The following is a 25,555-nucleotide window of genomic DNA, read 5'->3' on the forward strand; positions in this document are numbered from 1 at the left end:
TACTAACATTTTATTTAATACCATGAAAACAATAATCAGAAAATTGCTATTTACACTCATTTTGTGTCTAATGGCGCACTCAGCAATTCTAGCTCAAAAACCAATTAATATCAGTGTAAAAAATATCTCCATTAAAGAGCTATTTAGTGATATCCAGAAAAAGTACGGCTATTCGTTTATATACAGCAACAGTGATTTGGACGATAAGCAAAAAGTAATCCTGAATGTCGAAAACGCATCGATTCAGGAAGTATTGACAGAAGTTTTTAAGAACAAAAGTGTTGGCTACGAAATAAAAGGTAACCAAATAGTTTTGAAACCTATTACCGTTCATCAACAAACCGTTCAAAAGAAAATATCTGGAGTCGTATTAGATTCAAACAATGAACCTATTATTGGAGCCACTATAAAAGAAGTGGGAACAACAAACGGCACAATCACCGACGTCAACGGTAAATTTGAACTATCGGTAAATGAAGGTTCAAAAATTAATATTACATCCATCGGCTTTCAAACATATGCCGTAACAGTGGGAGCCAAATCGGTATTTGACATTATTCTAACTGAAGACGAAAAAGTGCTATCGGAAGTTGTAGTTACTGCATTGGGCATCAAACGTGAAGAAAAGGCTCTTGGGTACGCTGTACAAGGAGTAAAGGGACAAGCCTTGCAGACTGTACGTCCGTTAGATGTTGGAACATCGCTTACAGGTAGAGTGGCCGGATTAAATGTACTGAACAGTACAGAATTTGGAGCTGCACCCGAAATAACCCTTCGTGGAGAAAACCCTTTAATTGTTATAGATGGAGTACCTTATACAAATATGACGTTGCGCGATTTACCTGCAGACGATATCGAATCTATGAACATATTAAAAGGCTCTACCGCTTCTGCCCTTTATGGATCTAAAGGTGATGGAGGAGCCATCATGATTACGACAAAGAAAGGTTCGGAAAGACAAGGCTTATCCGTTTCTATAAATAGTGGAACAATGTTTACGGCAGGTTATCTTGCCATACCCGAAATGCAATCAACTTACGGACGTGTCGTGAATACAGCAACGAATGCCTATGCACGTACAGGTGATGGTTCGTGGGGCGTACCGATGGAGGGGCAAGAAGTAGTACAATGGGACCCTATTTCAAAAACAATGAAGCCAATGCCATACACTGCTAGAGGAAAAGACAACTTTAAAAACTTCCTCGTGCAGGGATATATACTAAACAACAATATAAATGTTGTACAGCAAACTAAAAATAGCAGTTTACGTGCATCTGCCACATGGGTACAAAATAAAGGTCAATATCCGAACTCTTTATTCAATAAATATACCTATAGCCTTGGAGGAGAAATGAAAGTCGATAAATTTACATTGTCTTCGAGCTTAGGCTTCAACAAACAAACTTCTCCCAATCTAGGATTCAATGGATATGCCGGATATGATCCTATGTACAGTCTATTGGTATGGTCGGCTCCAGACTACGATATCAGAGACTATAAAGACTACTGGCTAATAAAAAACGAGAAGCAAAATAGTAGTTATGAAAGTGCAAATAACAATCCATACTTCGACAGATACGAGAGATTGCATACATTAAACAGAGATATTTTTAACGGAACACTTTCCCTCAACTACGATATTACTCCTTGGTTGAAAGCTACATTACGGACAGGATTCGACAGTTATAGTGACCGTCAGGACGTACGTATATCCAAAGGTTCATTCACAGGAGGAGGTACATCAACCGTAATAAAAGATGGTACACAAATATGGGGGGAATCAGCAAAAGGTTCATTTAATATGGGTGTAGGCAGAGGTTACAGCATCAATAACGACCTTATCTTAGCGGCAGACAAAGCATATAAAGATTTCAGGTTCGACGGATTTGTAGGAGGTTCTATTTTCTACAACCAAGACGAAGGAATGGAGGCTCGCACACAAAGCGGACTCTCAATACCGGGATTCTACTCATTGAAGGCATCTATTAATTCGGTACTTACCAGTTCAAGATTGTATAAGAAACAAGTAAACAGTGTATTCGGTCGTGTGGGTGCATCGTGGCGAAGCATGGCATATATAGAAGCAACTATGCGTAACGATTGGAGTTCTACCCTTTCAAAATCAGAACGTTCTTATTTCTATCCATCGGTAGCAGGTAGCTTTATTGCTTCTGAGCTTCTACCGGAAATGAATTGGCTATCATTCTGGAAGCTTCGCGGATCATGGACAACTTCCAAAAAGCCCGCTAATATATATGATATTAATTCAGACTATTCGATCACGCAAAATGCTTGGGGAAATCTAAGTTCGGCTACATATCCTACATCTATCAGAGGTACAAATGTAAGAGCAGAGTCTACATCAACATTCGAAGTAGGTACAGCCCTCAATTTTTTCAAAGGTAGAGCTTCGCTTGATATCGCATATTATAATAAACGCATGTACGACTTTATAGTACAAGCACCTATAAGTCCGGCCTCCGGTTATAAAAGCAATTACATCAACTCAGGAGAAGAAATCACACGTAGAGGTTTTGAAATTACAGCTACTGTAACACCGATCAAGACAAAAGATTGGGAATGGGATGTAACTCTGAATTGGTCGAAATATGCCCGCTATTATACCAAGCTAGATGAAACATTTTCGCAAGATAAACCTTGGGTAAAAGTTGGAGAGAGGGTAGATCATTATATAATCAGAGAGTATCAAAAAGATCCGCAAGGTAATATTATACACAGTAATGGGCTACCACTTTATTCGGCATACGACTCTAAGTACGGAAATTACGATCCTGATTGGATTTGGGGTATGAACACTAGTGTAAGGTACAAAAATTGGCATTTTAGAATGACGATGGACGGACGTGTAGGTGGTATTGCTCAAACAACTACCGAAATGTATATGTGGCGTGCCGGATCACATCCTAACTCTGTAGTTCCTGAACGTTATCTGGATGCAACCCAACCCGGAACGAAAAACTATACAGGGAAAGGAGTAAAAGTAATATCAGGAAAAGCAACTTACGATACATACGGAAACATTACAAGCGACACACGCGAATATGCTCCTAACGATGTGCCTGTTACTTACAAAACATATATCGAAAACCTACATAAAGGAACAGCATGGGGAGGTTCTCCTTCATCGCTGGATGCTTACAGCACCACATTCTTCAAAATACGAGAAATAGCTCTGACTTATAGCCTTCCGAAAACACTATCGGCTAAACTTAGAGCTAAAGATATTGCAGTATCGGCTGTAGGGCAAAATATGTTATTGTGGGCTAAAGATTTTAAATACTCTGACCCTGACGGAGGTACAGATAACTTCAGCGACCCGTCTCAGCGTTATATTGGATTTAATGTGAAAATAGATTTTTAAAACTTTAAACTGAAACGAAATGAAAACCATAAATAAATTCACGATTATAGCAAGCATCCTTCTTTTATCAATATTTATAGGATGTAGCAATTTCGACGATTTAAATACAAATCCCGATTCTACATCTCAGGTTAGCGCATCTTTGCTATGCACAAATGTAGTGTTACGTGTAGCCCGATTTGATGGAAGGGATGCAAAGGTAATGATCTCGGATAACGCATTATCCAAATATGTAGGCTATGCTAACGAAGGACAAATGAGTACGCAATACAACACAATAGGAAGTAGCAGCTTCGAAATACTGACAGTACTTCCTAACATAGATAAAATGCTAGGCTATGCGCAAGGTAGTCCGATGGAGAACTCATACAAAGGTGTGGCAAAGTTTGTTCGCGCCGCTGCCTTTTTCAAACTAACAATGGAATTAGGGGATATACCGTATAGTGAATCGAATAAAGGTGCATCTGGTGTTTACAAGCCAAGCTATGACACACAAGAAGATGTATTCAAAGGTATTTTAAACGAGTTGAAAGAGGCAGATCAGTTCTTTGCGAACGGAACAAACTTCGATGGTGACCCTACTCCGTATAATGGTGATCCGGCGAAATGGCGCAGGGCTTCAAATGCACTTGCACTGAAAGTATTAATAACATTGAGCAAAAAAGAAGATATTGCCTCTCTGGAAGTAAAGAAGCGTTTTGCGGAGATCGTTAATAGTGGCAACCTACTGGAAGCCTCAACAGGATTTTTCGGGCTTAACTATTCAAGTCTAAACAGACACCCTCTATCAAGCACCAATGATTTGTTTACCAGCAAAACAATTATCAGTTCTTTACTTGTCGATAATCTGAAATTACTAGGAGACAGAAGATTATTCTACTTTGCAGAACCTGCAGGGGCAGCTATTGCTGCAGGTAAAACAGAGTCGGACGAAGAAGCCTATATCGGCGTTGATGTTTCAATGGATTATTCTGCAATGAATGCCGGTCATAGCGCAAATAAATATTCGTTATTAAACAAGCGCTATTTGAAAGAAGATGCTTGCGAACCACGCATGGTATTAACTTATGCCGAGCAACAACTAATCATTGCGGAAGCAAGAGTAAGAGGCTGGATAACAACTGGTGATGCAAAATCTTATTACGAAAGCGGCGTAAAATCGGCTCTTGCATCCATTATGGCTACAAAGGCTGAATATGCCCACGGTAAAGCCGTTACTCAGAGTTACATTGACAATTACTTTACTGGTGATGCAGCATTCAAAACATCTACCAACGAGCAATTGAAACAGATATGGATGCAACGCTACATTCTTAACTTTATGCAAGAAGCTCAAAGTAGTTTCTTTGAATACAGGCGTAACAACTACCCTGACTTTCCTATCAATCCTGAAACAAGTTTGAATGAGAATAATAAAAATGGATTACCTATGCGTTGGTTGTATCCGAGTTCAGAAACAAATTACAATCGTGATAATTTAAAAATAGCACTAGATAAACAGTACGAAAGCTATGACGAAATAAATAAATTGATGTGGTTGCTTAAATAATATGCAATTGTTATAAATTTTATCAATTATTCGGCTTGTTTTTGTATCTTCATCTATAATTATTATGTGCTCTATGGTTTTCTTATAGTTATCAAACGAGGCTAAAGAAGATTGTGATAAAGGAAACCATAGAGATACATATATTCGCTAAAAAAAGGATTTAGTACGACGAGTAAAAAATCTTATAGTGGAGAAAGGAAGTATAACTAAAAAATTAAAGACAATGAACCATAATATCCAAAAAGGAATAATCTTAATCGCCTTGATTTTATTTATTTTACCTAAATCGTTATTCTCACAAAACGATGATTGGAAATTAGTTTGGTCCGATGAGTTTGAATATACGGGTCTACCTGACTCTACAAAATGGAGTTTCGATACACATGGCAACTCGTATGGCTGGGGAAACAATGAGCTACAATGGTATACCGACAAAAATATAAACAATGCTCGTGTGTGTAACGGTATATTAAGAATCACTGCCCTGAAAGAAGAGTCTAATGGTAAACAATATACTTCTGCAAGACTAAGAACAAAAGGGAAAGGAGATTGGCTATATGGAAAGGTAGAAGTAAGTGCAAAACTACCGACAGGCAGAGGAACTTGGCCTGCAATATGGATGCTCCCTACAGAGAGTAAATACGGCGGTTGGCCCAGATGTGGTGAAATAGACATTATGGAACATGTAGGGTTTTCACCAGACAGTGTGTTTTCTACAGTTCATACCGAAACATATAACCATACGAAAGGTACACAGGTAGGAAAATCAATTCACGCTCCACTAGTTACCGATAGGTTTCATGTTTATACTATGGAATGGAACGAGTATCAGATCAGATCGTATATCGATGGAATTCATTATTTTACATTCGACAAACAAGAGGGAATAGACGCATGGCCTTTCGATCAACCATTTCACTTATTGCTTAACCTTGCCATAGGCGGAGGATTAGGTGGTATAAAAGGTGTAGACGATACGTTGTTTCCGCATTACTTCGATATTGACTATGTACGTATTTATCAGAAAGAATAGTGACTCCTTCTACAAATAAGAATATAAGATATGCGTAGTTATATAGAGTCTGAGTTTGAGGAAATATTCAACACATATTATGAACCAGTATGTTATTTCCTAAATCTTTATACTAAAGATGAGCATGTTATCAAAGACATTGCCCAAGATGTATTTTGTAGCTTATGGGTAAATAGAGAATTGCTACAGATAGACGATATAAAAGCATATCTTTATACCGCTGCCCGTAACCGTATATTAAACTACTTTAGAGATATAAAACTTCACGAAGAGTTGCTCGCCAAATGGATATCTGAAGAAAAAGAACTGGATGAAGCATACGATTGCGTGGACAGAACTGAATTTGAAAAAAGTATAGAAACAGCCATTGAAAGTCTAAGTCCAAAATGCAAGACTGTATTTAAACTCAGTCGCTATAGCCGTATGAGCTACACTCAAATTGCAGAGCAAGAAGGTATATCTCTAAAGATGGTGGAAAAACATATTTCGGTAGCCCTGAAGAAGATAAAAGCGCACATACTCAAATCCATGTTCTTCTGGATTATCTTTTTCTCTTATGTGGAAAAAAACACTTAATAGGTATTAGACTGTGTATAAATCTTAAAGCCTATTTATTTCGAAAGTAATAAAAACACCTTTGTGGTCAGTCGGCCAAACATCTTTAAATGGTTTAATAACCCGATCTTTTGTTTTATCCTCATTTCTCTTTCCCCTTACTATATAGCCTTTTGGTCCAAATAACGCTGCTCCTTTTACCGTCAACCGCTTATCCGGATAATAGTATACAAAATCAATACGTTCTCGCTCATCTGCATCTGGAGTCCAAGTAATAGCATTCGGGGCAACATCTTTATTGTTAGCCGGAAATGTAAATCCAGGGTATTTTACTACATCGGGATATGTCTCACGGTATGCATCTCTAAATCCATTCTCATATAATAAAGACGATACACCCCAATTTACCACGCATCCATTATGATCGAATAAATTAGCTGTTTCGGCTTGCCAATCGAGATGAGACGGTTCATTGAAATCTCCGGCATAAACAACCAATGCTCCTTTGCTTATTTCGGCTTTGGCATCATTTATAAACTCTTGAGCTGACTCTATACGTCCCGAAAGTTTACATACTTTCAATATTGTAGCCACATCAGTAATAGGCGAGTTTAATTTATTCCAGTCTTTACTGCCATCGTTATAACCTCTCGGATAGTAGCAAGTATAGTATCTATACTCGGAATGGGCGGGATAAACCGCAACACGTTTACCTTCTACACTCAGCACAGCCTTAAACTGCCATTTGTTGATCCGCTGCTGTTCAACAATCGGATATTTGCATATAATAGCTCTACCATCTATACGTGCACTGTAATAATTAAGCCCTTGTTTTTTTAACGCGTCTATCAATTGAGGCATAACGGGATCATCTCCCTCCCCTTTATACAATTCACAGAATGTGGCGACATCGGGCTTCAATCCTGCTATCTGATCTATTAATCCCTGAACCGCATTGGGCACTTTGGTACATTCTACCCAAATATTAAGCTGTAGCAGAGTAAGCTCAATTGTTTTCCTTTTCTCTTCTTTCTCTATATCAGGTTTAATTGACTTTGAACAATAAGTATTAGATAAGAAAAAAAAGGGTAATAAAGAGATTAATAGCATTTTACATATTGGAGAGAACTTCTTATTCATAATAGTATTCTTTAATTAGAAATAAGAAGATAGTACCATCATGAATCATCATCAAATAACAATTATTCCGGTACTATCTTTTGCAATAAATATTAAGGCTTTATTTCAATCTTCATTAAAAGGCTGGAGCGAGGTTGATCCAAAGTAATTTCAAACCCTTTGGCAAGTTCACTTCCCTTTTTGACAAGGGTAGCTCCTGTATCTTTATTTGTTAACGTATATTCTCTATCCAACTTTAATCCTTGCAACTTTACTTGATAAGTTTGGTCGGGAGAATTAGCTCTACGAAATCCAACGATATAACCGCTATCATCGGACGGGCGATATAATTGGTATACCATCCATATATTATCGGCTGTAATATCCACATCACTCGATCCGCTTAGAGGATAATAATCTTCATAAAAGTAAGGACGTACTTCGTTAAACTCAGCCTGTTTGTTGCGCATATCAACAACATTGTAGTTTCCTTCTGTTACTTTCCAGTTATAAATAACAGATGTCCCCAATCCTGAGCGGAAGGTATAGGAATCAGCCTGCTGAATACCTGTACCATGTAGAGGTAAATAGAGTTCGAGACCGTAAGTATGGCTTTGAGATCCGTTAGGTTCGCCATAATTATAGTCTGTACGCCACAATGCGGCACTTCTGGATATACTTTCCAAGTCGATACGACGTCCGCCACTTGCACAATTATCAATTATTGTATTCGGGAACCTATTCAATAAATATTCCCAGAATTTATAAAGACCCTCGATGTAGCGTATCTCGCAAATACCATGTCGTCCTTCCTCATCATTATTATACCAGAAGCCGGCCGGTTCGATATTAAAATCCTGACGATAATAATCTATTCCGTTCGTTTCCATAAAATCACCTATAAATTTTCCAAGCCATTTGCAAGCTTCCGCATTTCCCAGATTGAAAAGTACAGCATCATGATCACCATCTTTCTGCCATTCTTCTTGTTTCACTGATCCTTTTGCATCGAGCATCCATTGCGGGTATTGATTCGCCCAATCCGAATTCTTCATCACACGTTCAGGTTCAAACCATACCATAAATTTAGCCCCTTGTTTGTGTACCTCATCCGCTATAGGACGAAATCCACGAGGAAATCTTTCAGGATCGATAGTCCAGTTACCGACAGTGTTAGCCCAGTTCTTTTTACCGGCAACATCTGCAGCTTTAATATACCACCCTGCATCAAGCCAGAAAACATCCGGTACCAGTTTATATTGTGCATAGCGCTTGATAAGAGCGATAGCATAATCCTCTGTCATACATGTATATTCATTACATGGAGCAGGATCTCCGTAATTGAAGCTGGTAGATACGGGATATACCGTAGGCTTACCATTCTGTTTCCATGTATAATGTTCGAGAACAAGTCTCCGAAAGGCGTTGTGTCCTACAAAGCGGTTCTCACCGTTCCAAAACAATAAGCATACTTTTGGTGTGCGGATACTCTCTTTTGGATAAAGGTATGTTTTAAGATTTACCATACCCGATTTTAGATTTGTACTTTTGCTCGTCTCTGCCTTTACTTTGGCAAACCATGTTCCAGTCCATCCTATGGCTGCCAATACGCCTCCCTGCCCTTTGGGTGCTTGCATATTAAAGAACGGAAAAGCATTCTGAGAAGAACGCCCTCCGTATGGCTCCATATACAGACTGTCGTGAGGCTGCATCACTTTTAGCCTTTGATGAAAGTCTTCTTTTGATACATGGCTACCATCCGCGTAATGCATTTTCAAGTCTCCGCCCTCTTGGTATGTGAATGTAATATCAGAGGCATTCACCGATGAGATCTCGGGAGTATTCTTATTTCCTGTATTCACAAAACGAAGCACCCATTCTACGGCGTTATAAGCATTGAAGCCTTTTACTTCGCATTCTACAGTGAGTCCCGACACCGGGTCTTTGTAAGAATAGATACGCTTAATAACAGAAGGATCACTTTCCGTAATATTTTTCACACTATAGCTCCAATTCTTAATGAATGTGCCCGAATGTTTTCCGCCATATACAAACGAAAATGGAGGAGTAACTCCCTTTCTGAAATTAGCGGAAATCCATTTGCCTATATCATTTTTATTACCTGTTATTTGTACCGTCGACTGCCCTGCGACAGACAAAGATCCCAATAACAGTAAGATTAGATAAACTATGTTTTTTTTCATTATATATTTTTATCAATTTATTGATTATCAAAACATCATTGATAAAAGGTGACAAAAGTAACACCTTTTTACACTTTTTATTTCTGTCACTTTTTCTATACTATCAGTTAAAAGATATTCTAGTATTATTATAGATAAAGTATTCTGCTTTTCATATATCTGCCCTACTCCACTGCATTGTATTTTATCAACAGCGATTGATTTGGCTTATCCAAAGTCAAGACAAATCTATCGGCAAGCTCTCTTCCCGACATAATAACGGATTCGTTTTTGTCCAGATCTGTTACTTTATATTTCCTTTCGGGTTTGATGCCGGAGAGTTTCACTTCAATAGTGTTTTTCTCGCAAGCCTTTCGACGGAAAGCAACTACAACTCCGCTGTTATCAGAAGGTCGGTTGAGTTGATATGCAAGCCAAATATTATCGAGAGTTGTATCGTCTATCCCCGTCAATGGATAATAATCCTCGTAGTAATATGGGCGGATATCTTGAAATTCATTTAATCGGGCTTGCATTTCATATATCGAAAAACTTTTGTCTGTTATTTTCCAGTTGCAGGTCAAACAGGTACTCATACTTGAACGGAACGCATACGGGTCGGTCTGTAAAATTCCAGTACCATGCAGAGGAAGGAAAAAGTTCAATCCATAAGTATGACATTGATAGCCATCAGGATCATCATAATGATAGTAATCGCTTCGCCATAGAGGTGCACTTCTTGGGATCGTTTCCATATCGATTCGTTTTCCTCCACTGGCACAATTATCTATAAACAAATTAGGGAAACGCTTGAGCAGATAATCCCAAAATTTATACAAATTTTCGATGTGGCGTATTTCTTTCATTCCTACTCGTCCTTCTTCTTCGTTCGCAGCCCAATAAATATCGGGATGCATATTAAAATCCTGACGATAATGATCTACTCCGTTTTCTTCTATCATGTCTCCGATATATTTACACAGCCAGTCGCAAGCTTCAGTGTTTCCGAGATCAAACATGAGATAAGTATCATCGTTATGTTCGGGGATATCCAGCATCCATTCGGGGTGCTCTACAGCCCATTGTGTACCTCTGATTACTCGTTCGGGTTCGAACCACACCATAAATTTTGCTCCTAGCTTATGTGCTTCTTCCGAGATAGGCTTTAATCCACGAGGAAAGCGTGTTGTATCTACCGTCCAGTTACCAACTGTGTTAGCCCAACTTTTACCCTTTTCCCAGTCTGCAGCTCCGGTATTCCATCCGGCATCTAACCAGAAAACTTCAGGCATAATGTTGAATTGCTTGTAACGCTTCATCATCGCAATTGCGTATTCTTCAGTCAAACCCGAATACTCAGTATAAGGAGCAGGGTCTTTGTAATTGAAGCCTGTAGCCAATGGATAAGGAGCATTTTTCCCATTTATTTTATGTGTTTTATGATTCAGCACAAAGCGACGAAACTGATTGTGTCCCTCCATTCGGTCGTCGCCGTTCCAGTACATTAGTGTAATGCTTGGCGTGCGTATACTTTCTTTTCCATACAAGTAGAGATCCATCGTTTTCATTCCCGACTCTATGGATATTCTTTTATGATTTTTACAGCTGATATCTGCATACCAGCTACCACTCCACCCGATGCCCACAAAAACACCTTGGGATGAAGCTGATTCGATATTGAATATTGGCAGATAATCGCCTTCGGATGAACGCCCGTTTATTGGCTCCATCAATTTACTTTCACCGGGCTTCAACGTAAGCGTACGAGGATGAAAGTCGTATTTGGATATATGATTACCATCTGCATAATGCAGGTTAAAATTGCCTTCGACAGGATAATCCATCTCCATATCTATGGCTTTTACCTGTTTCAGGTTTTTCGAATTGGCAGCAGCCATATTTGTGAAATGAATCGTCCATTCCAAAGCCTTGAAAGCCGGATATCCTTTTATTTCACATTCAACTTTCAGCCCTGTCCTGGCTTCGGTATAAGTAGCAAGATATCTGACAACTCCCGATTCTTCTGCCTTTTGTTTCTCTATAGTATGTTTCCATTTGCGAATAAATTCTTTTGAAGAAACACCACCATATACAAACGAAAACGGAGGAGTTTTACCTTTGGCAAATAGTGTTGATATCTGATTTTCTACATTTACCGGTGTTTTGGTCATCTTAGTAACAGTTTGCCCGCGAGAACTCATTGTCGCACAGATGAAAATAAGAAACGTGATGATTGCTTTACTGCAAATATTTTTTATCATAGAACTTTTATTTTATTACAAGAAATCTGCAATGCTTTAATATAGGTTTCAATGTTTTTATTTACTTGTTTTTCTGACAATGCTTATTAGCCACAATAAGTAGCACCATATAGCAGCGATGAGAACAATTGCAGAGATCTGCGTTTTGAAAATATCAGTAACAACGCCAAGCACAGGAGGCAGTATAGCACCACCCGAAACTCCGACAATGAGCAGAGCCGATATTTCGTTTGCTTTTTCAGGGATACGTTTTAAAGCCAATGAAAATATGATAGAAAATAAATTGGCATAACCTAAACCAAATATTGCAACACAAGCTAGCGTTATCCAAACATTCGTATTGATGCACAGTAAAAGCAGTCCTACTAATCCTATCCACACACTGTAGGTAAAGAACTTCGACTCTGAACTTTTCATCAACAATATACCCCCTAAAAATGCTCCCACGGTACGAGACAGAAAATATACACTGTTGCCCATACCAGCATCTTCTACCGAAAGTCCGGCTTTTTCCATCAATAACTTAGGAAATGTCATGTTCATTCCTACATCAACACCCACCAATATCAATATTCCGATAAAAAAAGCGACGATATACTTATCCTTGAAAAGTTCAAGAGTATTTTTAATTGAAATATTAGAGTCGTCATTTCGCTTATCTTCGATCTTGGTTAAGCTCAACCAAATAAAAGCAAGAAGAGAAAGAGCCGCATATATCGGAAATATCATTCTCCATCCCAGTGTAGTGCCGATTACCGATGCTGCGAGAATAGGACCAACAAAGGAGCTTATCGCTTTCACAAATTGACCTAAAGTAAGAGTGCCTGTTAGTTTGCCCGAGCCTACTACGTCTGCCACGAGCGGGTTGAGCGATACTTGTAACAATGTATTGCCAATCCCTATCAGCCCAAACATAATTAGAACAGTGGTGAAGTCATAGGTTGCCAAAGGCAAGCACATAGCTAATACATGGAATGCAAAACTAATTAACACTGTTTTTTTTCGGCCTATTTTATTCATCAGCATCCCTGTGGGGATAGATAAAATAAGAAACCACAAAAAACAGGATAGTGATACCAGATTTACCATGGAATCGGTAAGATGACTAAAGTCATTTTTTACGTAATTAGTAGAAATCCCTATGATATCTACAAATCCCATGATGAAAAAGCCAAACATCACTGATAATATTTTTATGACGGAAGTATTATTTTTCATCCTTTACAAATTCGTTTGATTAAAGCTACCCCGAACCCTAATCCGGGATAGCTTAGTGTGTTTAATAATCCTTTTTAGTTGACCGTTTTTAATAACTCTCCATAGTTACCCGTAGCCGCATTTGTCCAGTTATAGTACTCTACACGAACACCTGCTTCAATTGCTTTCTGAACCGGGTTTACACCTGAGTTCCAAACACTACTCCAACCTCCGTTTTCTGCGGTTTCTACTTTCAGCGTCCGTGATTTAGATGTATCGGCTGTAAAGTCGAATGCCAACTTATCACCACTTTGTCCCCATGTAGACCAAGCATAACCATTACGTAGATCAAGATACTCTATCGGACATCCAGTAGCTATGAAACGAATATTGTAGTTGCTAAGTAATGAAATACCTCGCATGTCAATATATTTCAATGAAGTATTGTTACTTAGATCTATATCTCTCAACCATGGTTGATCCTTCGTTTTGAAAGAAGTCAGTCCTGCATTTTTCGCTGATATCGTTGTTAGATTGTACCAGCCTGTCATATCAATCTCACTTATCTTATTGTTATCACATACCAGATACCAAACATCATCGAAGTATTTCAAACCATCTAAAGATGTAATATTTTTGTCCGAAAGATCGAGCTTGTTAGCCAGATTGGTTGGTAATTTAGCATTTCTGGCTTCACTGATTATGATGTCATTCCCACTGAAAGCCTGAGGACAATAACCTTTCATTATGGCACGCAGATTTGCATCTGGCATGGATGCTGTACCTGCATTAATCCAATTAATTTTATCAAATACAACTTCTTTATCAAGGCCTATTGTAGTTACCTTCACTCCCGAAAGACCTGCTGTTCTTACAGCACTCGACCTGTTGAACATATCCATGTGCCAGAACCATATATTGCTCACTAGTAACTGACATTCCTGATTTGTATCGAAGTCGAACTTGAAATTATCGAACGAGCCAAAACACATGCAGTTGCTGATATCTAATTTACGAAACTTTATATTATCCAATACAATGTTTAGTAATGCCGGACATTTACTCAAGTCTAGTTCTGTTAGAGGATTATTGCCCATATATAAAGTTTGCAATGTTTTAGACTGTATATTCATACTGGTAATATTGCTACTCCATGCAAAGATGCTGACAATACCATCCATTCCCACTAGTTCAATGTTGCCAAGATTATTATCTGTAGCCCAAAGAGTTTTCAATTTAGGGAATTTTTCCAAACCACTCAAATTAGTAATTCCTTTACCCGAAATATTCAACGTTCCATTTTCGAATTTGAAATCGGCTGCTACAGAAAGTTTCAAACTATCCTGGGCATCAAAAAGCTGAGGTCCGATTACCTTAAGTGTATTACGCAAATTTATATCTGCTACCCATCCCTTAGGTAACCATTGCTGCATACTACCGAGTGATATCTCTTTGTCGCCTCTGACAAGAACTAAGGAATATCCACTTTCTTTTGCTTTGAGAGGAAACAAGAATGAGAGATAAGAAGATGTAACCTCTTTTATTTCAACATCTATATCAAAAGAACCGTCCAGAGGTTTCAGTAACGGACGTAAATGCAGGTGATCGGTAGACTGAAAACCTCGTCCTTCTATTTTAACTTCTGTTCCTTGGATACCTTCTTCGTATTTAGGTATAACAACGCCAGATATACCAAATGATAAATCATACTCAGTCACATCATCGCAACTCCAGAAGCAAGTTAGCGAAACCAATAATATTAATAATTTAAACTTATTCATTTTATTAGGCTTTAATTACTGTTTATTTTTGAACTAATATTAAGACACTAGAGCGCGCAATGCTAAGCGAAGTTTTATCCTTAATATTTATAGTTTCTGTAGATTGAATGAGATTATCCCCGGTAGGAAGATTTATTTCTACATATTTGTAAACCTCATATTCTCCATTTGCCTGAGACTTGTCATTGATAATTTCTACAGGTTTATTGTGCTCCGAGCCATTTGCAAAGATGTAGACCCATTTATTATTTTCATTCAGAATGGCTGTTCCGGCAACAAGATTTTCGTTCAAATCTAATGGAAATACTTCTGCATTTTTTTTGATAAAACGAGTCAACATACTATATGCATAGTAATGAGGTCTGACCTCATAGTCTTCCTTTATTGCATTATAAATTTCCGGATCAGGCTCATATGCTTTTTTTACATATTTCCATAAGCCGAGCTGTTGCATTTCGGAATAACTTCCGTTTCTGCTATAGTATTGATCTATCAACGACCAGTAACTTACACCTGCAGCACCTCCGTTAAGCAAGTTGATAGCAATACGAGTCAAGAGGACTCCTCGTTCGTACTTATCGATATCTAACTGACGTGAAGAACCCGAAGTTTGATTAGATCCGAACTCCCCTACAAAGTGTTTCTTCCCGCTTGATAGAGTCACATTATTTTTTTCCCAATTAACGATATCGGCATTCGGAGTAGTGTATCCAAACTTATAAGTATGAGTATTCAGTAAATTTGTTTCTCCTTGTAGAGCTTCTGCACATGATTTTAAATAGTTAGGACTACCATCTGTATTGTCAGATAGATTGAACTCTACTTTATCCCTAAGTCCCACTGCCTTAAATTTTGCATCCAAAGCCTTTACCATAGGTGCATACTGATCGGGATGGCTGTCAGGCTCTCCTTGCCACATTGTTCTACCATAATTGGGGGTATGGCTATCAGGTTCATTGAATGGAGTTACTGCTTTTACACATGTAAAACCTTTCGTCTCGATCAGATATTTGACTAATACCGAAAAATTTTCGGCAAATTCTTCATACTTATCCGTTCCGCATACCCACGGTGCATTCGGTCTGCTGTCGCAAAGAAAATGCTTCCCGGTTGGTGTTCCTGCTATCAAATCCATGTTTACAGGACATCCCCATAGCACAAGTGTTACTTCTCCATTATTTTCCTGTATTAATTCCAGTACTTTATATAATGATTGCATTTCCTGCGAATCGAAAGTAAATTTGCTCATATCCGCAACATTCGGGTCATCATTATCATTTAGCGGTTCCCACCAATGCGGTTGTACCATTACCCGGAAATTTTGGACACCCATTTTCTTTACACGCTCTTTTACGATGTTCCAATCTTCAGCCTTAGATCCGTCTTCTGGACGAGTTAAGTTTTGTGAGAAGAAATGAGGATCTAGTTCTACTCCTATCCCTACCAATTTCACACCTGTAGATTCTTTTACCTGAGCGGGGTAAAAATTGGATGGAATACGATTATAACCTTCATCTATATTGGAACAGGCACTAGAAATAGTCATCATGCTAAAAAGAAGCACAATAACAAATATTTGTTTGAAATATTTTAGTGTTTTCATTGATTAACTTTTTTATAAAATCCAATTATTCAAAACCTAGTTGTTTTTCTATCGCTTGAATCAAAATATGTATTACTTGAATATGTATCTCTTGCACCCGGTCGGAAAAATCAACTTTCGGTGCAGCAATTACAATATCACTCAATGCAGAGAGACGATTATCGCCGGTAGAGGTTAGTGCTAAAACTTTCATTTTTTTTAGATGGGCACTTTCAACTGCCTTCACTATATTATTAGAGTTACCACTGGTACTGATAGCCAATAATACATCCCCTTCGCATCCCACACCTTCAACATAGCGGGAATATATTTCGTCGAACGAAAAGTCATTTCCTACACATGTTATGTATGCCGGATCATTTATTGAAATGGCAGGTAAAGACGTTCTGTTTTTACGATAGCGTCCCGTCAACTCTTCTGCAAAATGTGTAGCATCGCAAAGAGATCCTCCATTGCCACAGCTAATAATTTTATTCCCCTTCTTCAATGAATCGGAGAGTAATATAGCAGCCCGTTCAATGACTTCTATTGTTTCAGGATTGCTCCAAAAACTATCGACCTCCTTTAATATTGCTTGCGAGCTTTCTCTTATCAAATTTTTCATAATATTGTTTTTAATCGATTAGATTGGCAGCTATAGAAAGAGCAGCATAATCTCCAATATTTTCACCAAGAGCCGCAGGAACTATCTTGCAAACATCTCTTGCTCCTTCCAGAGCTTCTTTCGATATCTGATCCAAGACATAAGGTTCCATCATATCCTTGTTGCGGGCATATATACTGCCGATAGCGATAAGTTCCGGATTTAGAATATCTATAAGCATGGCAAGACCTTTCCCTAAATAAGTCGCTGATATTTCATACACCTTCAGGGCAAGTTTATCTCCTGCTCCGGCAGCTTCTGCAATGAGCTTCGCATTTATATTTTCCATATCATCGAGAGATGGGCACCATGAAACATGGCCTCCTTTTTTTATCTCCTCTGCAGCTAAACTACGAGCCAATTGAGCTATTCCGCCACCACTGGCATATCCTTCAAAAGAGCCTTCTTTTCCGTACCCTATCGGTCCGTCATCTGTTAAACGAATGTGTCCGACTTCTCCGGCATTATCGTTCGTTCCCGAATATAAAGAACCATTAAGAATTATTCCCGCACCAAGTCCTGTTCCACATGTCAGAAAAATCATATTTTGAGTTCCCCTCCCGGCACCGAACTTCCACTCGGCTAATGCACACGCATTGGCATCATTCTGTAATCCGGCTCTTACACCAAGCTCTTCCTCAATGATTTTCACGATAGGTATATTATCCCAGCCCGGCAAATTGGGTGGAGACATTACTGTTCCCGACTTACTATCGAGCGGTCCGCCACAGCTAATACCTACAGCACGGACTGTTTGAGCGGTAAGATTGAAGCGTGCCATCATTCTTTTTGCTTCACTCATTATATTTCTGATCGTTTCTTCAACTGTAGTAGTCTCTATTTTTGTTTTATCAACTATCTGCAAATCAGAACCTATTCTTTTTCCGTAAACGATGGCACATTTAGTACCTCCTATGTCAATTCCTAATAAATTATCTTTCATATTCCTATTTAATACTAGGATACAATCCTGTCTTTTTTAATAACTTTTTATATTCCTGCAAATTGAAAGGAGCTTCTCCATATAAATAATGATTGCTATATTCTTTTTGCCCCACTTTATATTTGATGAGAAGTATCCCTTGCCCTTTTTGCAGAGGTAATGAAGCTATCTTGTTCATACCATTTGCCGAAACCTCGAAATTTCCTTTGTATATTTCTTTATTAGATGCCATGTCAGACACAATCACCTGTCCTTTTTGCAGATTACGGGTGTCATTGGCAACAATCAAAGGATAGCCATTATCTACAGGATCATTTATGAGTACACAAAGGTCTGTTTGTGCATTTTTAATGAAATAATACGCCATTTTCTTTGAGTTGTAGTAATCTACGATAGCATCCGAAATTATTGGCCAGCCATCACGAAGGTTCCACCACACTATCCCTGTTTTAGTACTAAACTTCTGCCCACGCCACAACTCTACAAAGAACTTCATAGCCTCGGCCTGCACAGCTTGCGATGCAAAAACAAAATCGTCAAGTTTGGTTGGTATTTCGCCAAAAAGCAAATTCACCTGATTCAACATTAGATTGTTGCGATCGAAAGTTTTTCCTTGAGAAGGGAACCGACGTGTCGACTTTGTAACCCACTCATCGTTCCATTCTGTGTCTTTAGTCCAAGGGTAAACACCATCCTTAGTCATCATTTTGTTTAGACTTTCGACATTCGGACATCCATGATACCCTATTTCGCTAACAAAACAACAGGCTGCCTTTGTATAATATGGCTCTTTATAGTATCCTCGTGGCCCCCAGAGATGATTCTCGGGTAATAATTCGTCACCACCGCCATGTTCCCATACTGCTTGACTGTAATATGGAGAACTTGGTATATAAGGTCGTGTGGGATCAAATTCATAGAGTACTCTAGCAATAACTTCACGAGTTATCACATCCTTATTTGGATTGATATTCAGTGGTTGCAGTGTCCAACGCATAGCCAAATCGTTCTCATTATTGCCCGACCAGAGAATCAAAGAAGCATGATTTCGAAACTTAAGCACAACAGACGTAACCTCTTCTTCAATCATCCTTGCAAAATCATCACGCTGTGGATAGAATGTACACCCCATACCGAAATCTTGCCATACAAGAATTCCATTTTGATCACAAAGATCAAAAAAGTCGGTGTCTTCATATACATTACCACCCCAACAGCGAATCATGTTGCAATTGATGTCTACGGCCATGTCAATCATCGTATTCAGGTGAGATTTATCTCTGCTATGCAATGCATCCATTGGTACCCAGTTAGTGCCGTGAATAAAGATCGGTTCATTATTGATGATGAATCGAAATTGTCCGGGTTTTCCGGGGAGATTTATATCATCCATATCCAGCTTTACAGTGCGAACCCCAACTTTACAATTATTGACGTCCAGCTCTTTACCATCCGAGTCTATCAATTGCACACTTGCATCGTAGAGCGCAGCTTCACCGTAGCCCCTAGGCCACCAGAAATCAACATTCTTAAGTTCGAATATATGACGAAAAGCCGGAGTGCTTACAATCTGCGAATTCTGATATACGATTTTTCCTTTACGGCGAAGGGTAAATTGAGCCTTCACTTTGTCAAACTTATCAAAGGGGATAACCATCTGTACATCTGTAAAAATACGTGCAGTATGAGCCGTTGTATCGATGTTGATAGTCATCCAGTTTACATCTTTGAGGCGAGTAGGATTAAGTACCCGAAGTTCAACATCTCTCCACAATCCGGCACTGACCAAACGGGGCATAATATCCCATCCATACATGTGCGGAGCCTTTCGAATATAAACAGCCTCCTCTGCCGGAAAATTACCAATACTGATCGTACCGAGTGTATGTTTCTGAGCTTCCATAACAGCCGAACGGATAATTACTTGCAAAGTATTTTCTCCTCTTTTGAGAAATTCTGTCACGTCATATTTATGCTCGATTAACATATTTGCAGCCTCTCCCACTTTCTCTCCGTTGAGCCAGATATCTGCAAGACAATCTATTCCTCCAAAAAACAATTCGACCCGTTGACCTTCTTGGACTAATGGAGCTTCGAATGTTTTTGTGTAACACCATTGATAGTTTTCATACTTTCGTAATGTGTTCACATTACTACCTATCATTGGGTCGGGAATCAAGCCCGCAGCCATCAAGTCTAATTCAACATTTCCAGGAACAGAAGCGTCTATTTTTTCCACTTGCATATCATTGATAGCTTGTGGAGTAACAACCGGCTTAGAAGGCTGTTTCCAGTACGAGAGCTGCCATTTCCCATTCAAAGAAATATTCCCGGACAAGGCCGTTATATTTCCCAAAACTAGGGCTGAGGTCAATAAGATGAATAATCGATATTTAATTATAGTCATAATTCTTCTCTTTATTATTCACCCGGTTGCAACATAGCATCATTGGTATTCCAACCCGGTGTTTGAGTCAAGACTCCATTAGACAATGTTATTTCGGCTTCCGGAATAGGTAAGAATCCTCCGGTTTCGGGACGGAATTTTATCTTATAGGTAGCATTCTGGCTATTATTCTTCAAGGTTATGCCGTTCATTCCGTTAACAGTAGATTCTGCATCTCCCCATCTCAATATGTCGAGCCATCTTATACCTTCGAATGCTAGTTCGTATTTACGCTCATTCTTGATATTTTCCAATGTTGCCGGAACAGATGGAAGGTCTACACGTTTACGTACCCGATCCATATATTCCTGAGCTTTAGAACCACCTAACTCCGCACCCATTAAAAGGAGGTCAGCAAAACGGATAAGCACTATATCCTGAGTGCTATTAAACTGAGGATCGTTTGGCATATTCCATAAGATAGAACTGTATGATACAATATTTCCTTTGTCGTCATAGACATTCACCGGCATATATTTCTTTGACCAATAACCCGTTTCATTCCATTGGTAAGCTTGACCCCATTTATATTTTGAGGTAGAACCTTCGCCCTCGTGTGTTGCATCAGAAATATCTAGAACCGAACCGCGTTTGCGTAGATCATTATTAGGCCATTCGTTATAGAATTTACTATTGACAGGTCCTTTTCCCCAACCTGACCCGAAAGGCAATAAATCCTGATTACCTCTGAATCCGAAGTGCAAGTTCACGGTATTTCTACGATCGTAGTTATTTCCTTGAGCAGCTGTGGAACATTTGATAGCAAACATGGTTTCGTTATTATCTCCATTTTCCCCTATCCATTTTAAATTGTTATCCGCTGCGTACTTGTAATCAGATTTTGTTTTTCCTGACATTACAATCGAATATGGCCACAAGTTTCTGAAGTCAGGAATCAAATCATGTCCGCTGTTAGCTATACAGTCGTCAACCCATGCTACGACCTGCTCTTTTGTAATATCACCCATTTGGGCTTGCTTATAATAATCAGTATAGAATAAAAATATACGAGCCATTAAAGCCTGGGCAGCCCAACGTGTAGCCAATCCATTCTCACTTTTAGGAATATCCTGAAATTTAGTGGCGGGTAATATTTCAATTGCACGCTTCAGATCGGCTCCCATTTGTGCATATACATCCTCTGCCGAAGCACGAGGAAGGTTTACAGGTTCGGGAGTAGTAATGAGCTGTACGGGCCCAAACATAGAGCACAGACGGAAATAGGTAAAAGCGCGTAAAAAAAGTACCTGACCCTCTATTTTGTTTCTTGACTCGGTAGTCGGCCACTTTATATTATCCAAAGAACCAAGCAGTAAGTTTGCCCGATAAACCGAACGCCATGTACATTCCCATAGATCGGTGTACATCGTTCTTGATGTAAGCTTGAACAAATCGATAGCATGAGCAGTGAGGTCGTCTTTCCCTCCACCTCCCAGCATATCATCTGCCATGAGGTTGAGAACAATAAAAGAATGTTCTGTTTCGCCCCCACCCACACGTGATCCGAAAGCATTATACACACCCATAAGAGACGTATATGCTTCTTCAGGAGTTTGAGGGTAATTTGATGAATCTTTCTGTGTTAATTGATCTGTATCCAAAAAATCGGAACAACTAACTGTAAAAACAGAAATTAATATTATAATTATCTTTTTCATTTTGCCTTAGATTTTTAAAATTTGAGATTAAGACCAAATAAGAATGTACGGGAGTTTGGATAAAATCCATAATCTATACCACTCATCCATCCTGTAGGCCCTGCTCCAATTTCGGGATCAAGCCCTTTGTATTTTGTCCAAGTAATTAGATTCTGTCCGGTAATATAAAGACGTACTTGAGAAAAGATATTTTGTTTCTTTAGCAAGGTTGCAAAATCATAACCAATAGTAAGGTCATTCAAGCGAATATAGTCACCATCTTGCAAGTAAAGGTCGGAAACAATATTGGTATAAGACGATTGTCCTAGTCTTGGCCATTTGTTAGATGTGCCTTCTCCGTGCCAACGATCCATCGGATCATGTTGCCCTCCGTATATCTGGTTGCCATATACTCCCGAGAACGAAGCGCGGAAATCAAAACCTCTCCATGCCCCGCCGAATGAAAATGAAAATATTCCATCAGGGTTAGGGTCACCAATAAATACACGGTCTTGCTCGTTGATTTCACCATCGTCGTTCTGATTTACATATTTGATGTCGCCCGGTACTGCATTTGGCATAACGAGTTCTCCTTTCGAATTGCGATAAGCATCTATCTCATCCTGATTTTGGAATACACCATCGGTTTTCAATCCCCAGAAGTAACCGATAGGATATCCTACCTGCGCTCTGTAAAACTCGGGACTCCATGTTCCTACAGTTCGAGCACTACCATGAATAATTCCTTCCTGATTAGCGATACGAGTCACCCTGTTTTTATTATAAGCCCAGTTGACATTTATATCATAGCTGAAATCGCTTATCTGATCTCTCCATACTACAGCCAGTTCCACACCGGTATTTCTGATATCTCCTCCGTTTATATCGGGAGCATTAGCTCCGTATGAACCAAGAACTGGTGCTGCTACAAGCCAATCTTTGGTTGTTTTGCGATACCAGTCGAAATTGAATGATAATCTGTTCTTGAGCAATAAAGCATCAAAACCCACATTTAACTGTTCTGAAGTTTCCCAAGTTATATTCGTATTGGGTAGATTAATTGGATATGAAGCAATTGTATAACTATTTTTATCTACTCCCGGATAATAATAGCTATATTCTACACTTGAATAATCTCCTGAGTTCTGACCTCCTACACGCATCTTTGCGAGATATTGGAATGGTGAAATAGCCTGATTTCCGTTCTGTCCCCAACTTGCTCTCAGTTTAAACATATTGAGATGAGTCTTAAAAGATTCCATAAAAGACTCATTACTAATTACCCAACCGGCCGAAACTGAAGGGAAGAATCCCCAACGTTTTCCCGGAGCGAAGTTTGACGAGCCATCCGAACGTGCAATAAGAGATAACATATAGGTTTCTTTGAAGTCGTAATTGACACGACCAAAATATGAAAGTAATGCTGATCGACTCCATGGTGAACCCCCTAAGCGAGTAGATGTTTCACTCACTTTTGGAGTATTAATAAGGTAAGCGTATTTAAAATCTTCGAAAATAGAATTGGTATTGAAACCCGAAATACTTGAACCTAAACCTCCTTTTTCTGCACTTGTACCAGCCAACACATCAAAATTATGCTTGTTTTCGTCTAATGAGAATTTATAATTCAACGTGTTCTCGAATGTCAAACGACTAAATCCTAATGATATATCCTGACTTACTTTTGTTTCTTGGCTTGTATATTCAGGTGCCAGATTATATTTAGGTATATAAGCCCTGCTTTCTTCGGCATCCATTGTTAATCCAAAATTTGAGCGAAATACTAAATTTTTAATAGGCTCGATTGTTATGAATGCATTTGTATTTAATTGGTAATTCTTTTTGTTGTTATTACTGTTATAGACAAGATATGCAATAGGATTGGGCGCATATGGAGCATACGCTATCGGCCCATGATAATCTCCATTGTCATCATATATCGGCATAAACGGACTTCCCCCCATTATCATACCCAATGCTCCAAGTCCTTCGGTAGACCTTCCGCTTAAAGAACCGTCTTTATTGGCATATATAAAATTGATTGTCTCTCCCATGCGTACAATGTCACGTCCTTTTGCCGAAAAGATCGTTTGATCTGCATTGAGACGAAAAGTATATCTATCTTGTTTTGTTTGAACGGGTTTACCCAGAGTACCTTCCTGAGACGAATAAGAAAAGCTGGTAAAATAAGATGATTTCTTGCTCCCTCCGGAAATCGTAACCGAATGGTTTTGTGTGGGTGCATTTTTATTCTTTATTTCTTTGTACCAATTTGTACCTTTCCATTCTCCTGAAAGAACTTTATCCCAATTAGGAACCATCTGAGAAAAATTAATTCCATATCCGTAAGTGTTTTTTGAGTATTCGTCATCCAACATCGCCTGTGTTGTTGCATCAACGTACCATTTGTAATCAGGTGCATTTGAAATCCCTATATATGTATCGTAAGCAACGCGTACTTTATCTTCTCCTTCTCCGCGATGTGTTGTTATCAGCACTACGCCGTTTGCAGCACGAGCACCATAGATTGCAGCAGATGCAGCATCTTTCAATACATCTATCGATTTGATATCTGCAGGATTTATGTTCGATATATTCCCCGGTACACCATCCACAATGTAAAGTGGATCTGCATTGCCGATTGTACCCATCCCTCGAATATAGACTTTGTATGATGATCCCGGTTCTCCTGATGTCTTTGTTATTTGCATACCCGGAGACATACTTTGCAAAGCAGTCAGAGGATTTGGAGTATGCAACTCCTTTATTCTGTTTCCGTCAACTTGCAATGTAGCACCTGTTACAAGTTTTTTCTTCTGTGTGGCATATCCGATAACAACGACTTCATCCAATAGCGAAGCGTTTTCTTCTATAATTATTTTATATTCTTTTTCAGGTCCTATCTGAATCGTCTTCGGTTTAAAACCCACGTAAGATACAACTAGCGTTGAACCGGGTTGTGCGGCAATAGTAAACAATCCATCAAGGTCTGTAACTGTACCAACCTTTGTTGTATTGTTCATTATTGTTGCACCAATAATTGGCTCTCCTTTCTGGTCAAAAACGGATCCTTTTATATTGCCATCTGTCAGTATGTTTTGAGCATGTACAATATTTATGAATAAAAGGGACATAAACATTATCAAAAATATCTTTTGATAATAATTAAGTTTGTTTTTCATTGATAAAGATTATTTAATTTATTTTCAGTGATGTAATTTGC

Annotated in this window: 15 protein-coding genes; 4 read left to right on the forward strand and 11 right to left on the reverse strand. The window is 38.8% G+C overall.

The features are described from left to right. Positions 1 to 22 precede the first annotated feature (22 nt). The 4 genes from B3P17_RS04845 to B3P17_RS04860 all read left to right on the forward strand — a co-directional run bounded on the left by B3P17_RS04845 (position 23) and on the right by B3P17_RS04860 (position 6,540). Complete coding sequence (locus B3P17_RS04845; RefSeq protein WP_291103939.1) at positions 23 to 3,382, forward strand: SusC/RagA family TonB-linked outer membrane protein; 3,360 nt, start codon at positions 23 to 25, stop codon at positions 3,380 to 3,382. A 19-nt stretch (positions 3,383 to 3,401) separates the two neighbouring features. Continuing rightward, positions 3,402 to 4,931: a SusD/RagB family nutrient-binding outer membrane lipoprotein gene (locus tag B3P17_RS04850; protein ID WP_291103942.1), complete on the forward strand. Its 1,530-nt coding sequence runs from the start codon at positions 3,402 to 3,404 to the stop codon at positions 4,929 to 4,931. A 223-nt stretch (positions 4,932 to 5,154) separates the two neighbouring features. Next, positions 5,155 to 5,964 carry a glycoside hydrolase family 16 protein gene (locus B3P17_RS04855; protein WP_291103945.1) on the forward strand — a complete coding sequence of 270 codons (810 nt, stop codon included), beginning with the start codon at positions 5,155 to 5,157 and terminating at the stop codon, positions 5,962 to 5,964. Positions 5,965 to 5,994: 30 nt separating this feature from the next. After that, positions 5,995 to 6,540, forward strand: a complete 546-nt coding sequence (locus B3P17_RS04860) for an RNA polymerase sigma-70 factor (RefSeq protein WP_291103948.1) — start codon at positions 5,995 to 5,997, stop codon at positions 6,538 to 6,540. A 24-nt stretch (positions 6,541 to 6,564) separates the two neighbouring features. Here B3P17_RS04860 and B3P17_RS04865 read toward each other — a convergent pair whose 3' ends face one another. The 11 genes from B3P17_RS04865 to B3P17_RS04915 all read right to left on the reverse strand — a co-directional run bounded on the left by B3P17_RS04865 (position 6,565) and on the right by B3P17_RS04915 (position 25,514). Continuing rightward, a complete protein-coding gene (locus tag B3P17_RS04865; RefSeq protein WP_291103951.1) occupies positions 6,565 to 7,659 on the reverse strand; it encodes an endonuclease/exonuclease/phosphatase family protein in 1,095 nt (364 codons plus the stop codon). 92 nt (positions 7,660 to 7,751) lie between these two features. Then, positions 7,752 to 9,842, reverse strand: a complete 2,091-nt coding sequence (locus B3P17_RS04870) for a glycoside hydrolase family 36 protein (RefSeq protein WP_291103954.1) — start codon at positions 9,840 to 9,842, stop codon at positions 7,752 to 7,754. A gap of 164 nt (positions 9,843 to 10,006) precedes the next feature. Next, positions 10,007 to 12,082: a glycoside hydrolase family 36 protein gene (locus tag B3P17_RS04875; protein WP_291103957.1), complete on the reverse strand. Its 2,076-nt coding sequence runs from the start codon at positions 12,080 to 12,082 to the stop codon at positions 10,007 to 10,009. Between the two features lie 57 nt (positions 12,083 to 12,139). Next, the gene (locus tag B3P17_RS04880; RefSeq protein WP_291103960.1) at positions 12,140 to 13,300 is read right to left on the reverse strand and encodes an MFS transporter; all 1,161 of its coding nucleotides are present in this window, start codon (positions 13,298 to 13,300) and stop codon (positions 12,140 to 12,142) included. 74 nt (positions 13,301 to 13,374) lie between these two features. After that, complete coding sequence (locus B3P17_RS04885; protein ID WP_291103963.1) at positions 13,375 to 15,060, reverse strand: hypothetical protein; 1,686 nt, start codon at positions 15,058 to 15,060, stop codon at positions 13,375 to 13,377. A 22-nt stretch (positions 15,061 to 15,082) separates the two neighbouring features. Beyond that, the gene (locus B3P17_RS04890) at positions 15,083 to 16,663 is read right to left on the reverse strand and encodes a hypothetical protein (protein ID WP_291103966.1); all 1,581 of its coding nucleotides are present in this window, start codon (positions 16,661 to 16,663) and stop codon (positions 15,083 to 15,085) included. Positions 16,664 to 16,688: 25 nt separating this feature from the next. Continuing rightward, a complete protein-coding gene (locus B3P17_RS04895; protein ID WP_291103969.1) occupies positions 16,689 to 17,267 on the reverse strand; it encodes an SIS domain-containing protein in 579 nt (192 codons plus the stop codon). Between the two features lie 10 nt (positions 17,268 to 17,277). Further along, complete coding sequence (locus B3P17_RS04900) at positions 17,278 to 18,249, reverse strand: ROK family protein (RefSeq protein ID WP_291103972.1); 972 nt, start codon at positions 18,247 to 18,249, stop codon at positions 17,278 to 17,280. A gap of 4 nt (positions 18,250 to 18,253) precedes the next feature. Beyond that, the gene (locus tag B3P17_RS04905; protein ID WP_291103975.1) at positions 18,254 to 20,656 is read right to left on the reverse strand and encodes a glycoside hydrolase family 2 protein; all 2,403 of its coding nucleotides are present in this window, start codon (positions 20,654 to 20,656) and stop codon (positions 18,254 to 18,256) included. A gap of 14 nt (positions 20,657 to 20,670) precedes the next feature. Then, positions 20,671 to 22,353, reverse strand: coding sequence for a RagB/SusD family nutrient uptake outer membrane protein (locus B3P17_RS04910; RefSeq protein ID WP_291103978.1), 1,683 nt, complete (start codon positions 22,351 to 22,353; stop codon positions 20,671 to 20,673). A gap of 14 nt (positions 22,354 to 22,367) precedes the next feature. Beyond that, positions 22,368 to 25,514 (reverse strand): SusC/RagA family TonB-linked outer membrane protein, encoded by a 3,147-nt coding sequence (locus B3P17_RS04915; RefSeq protein ID WP_291103981.1) that lies wholly within the window; start codon positions 25,512 to 25,514, stop codon positions 22,368 to 22,370. Positions 25,515 to 25,555: the final 41 nt, after the last annotated feature.

Origin of the sequence: Dysgonomonas sp. UBA7630, assembly GCF_002483985.1 — a bacterium.
Taxonomy (GTDB): Bacteria; Bacteroidota; Bacteroidia; order Bacteroidales; family Dysgonomonadaceae; genus Dysgonomonas.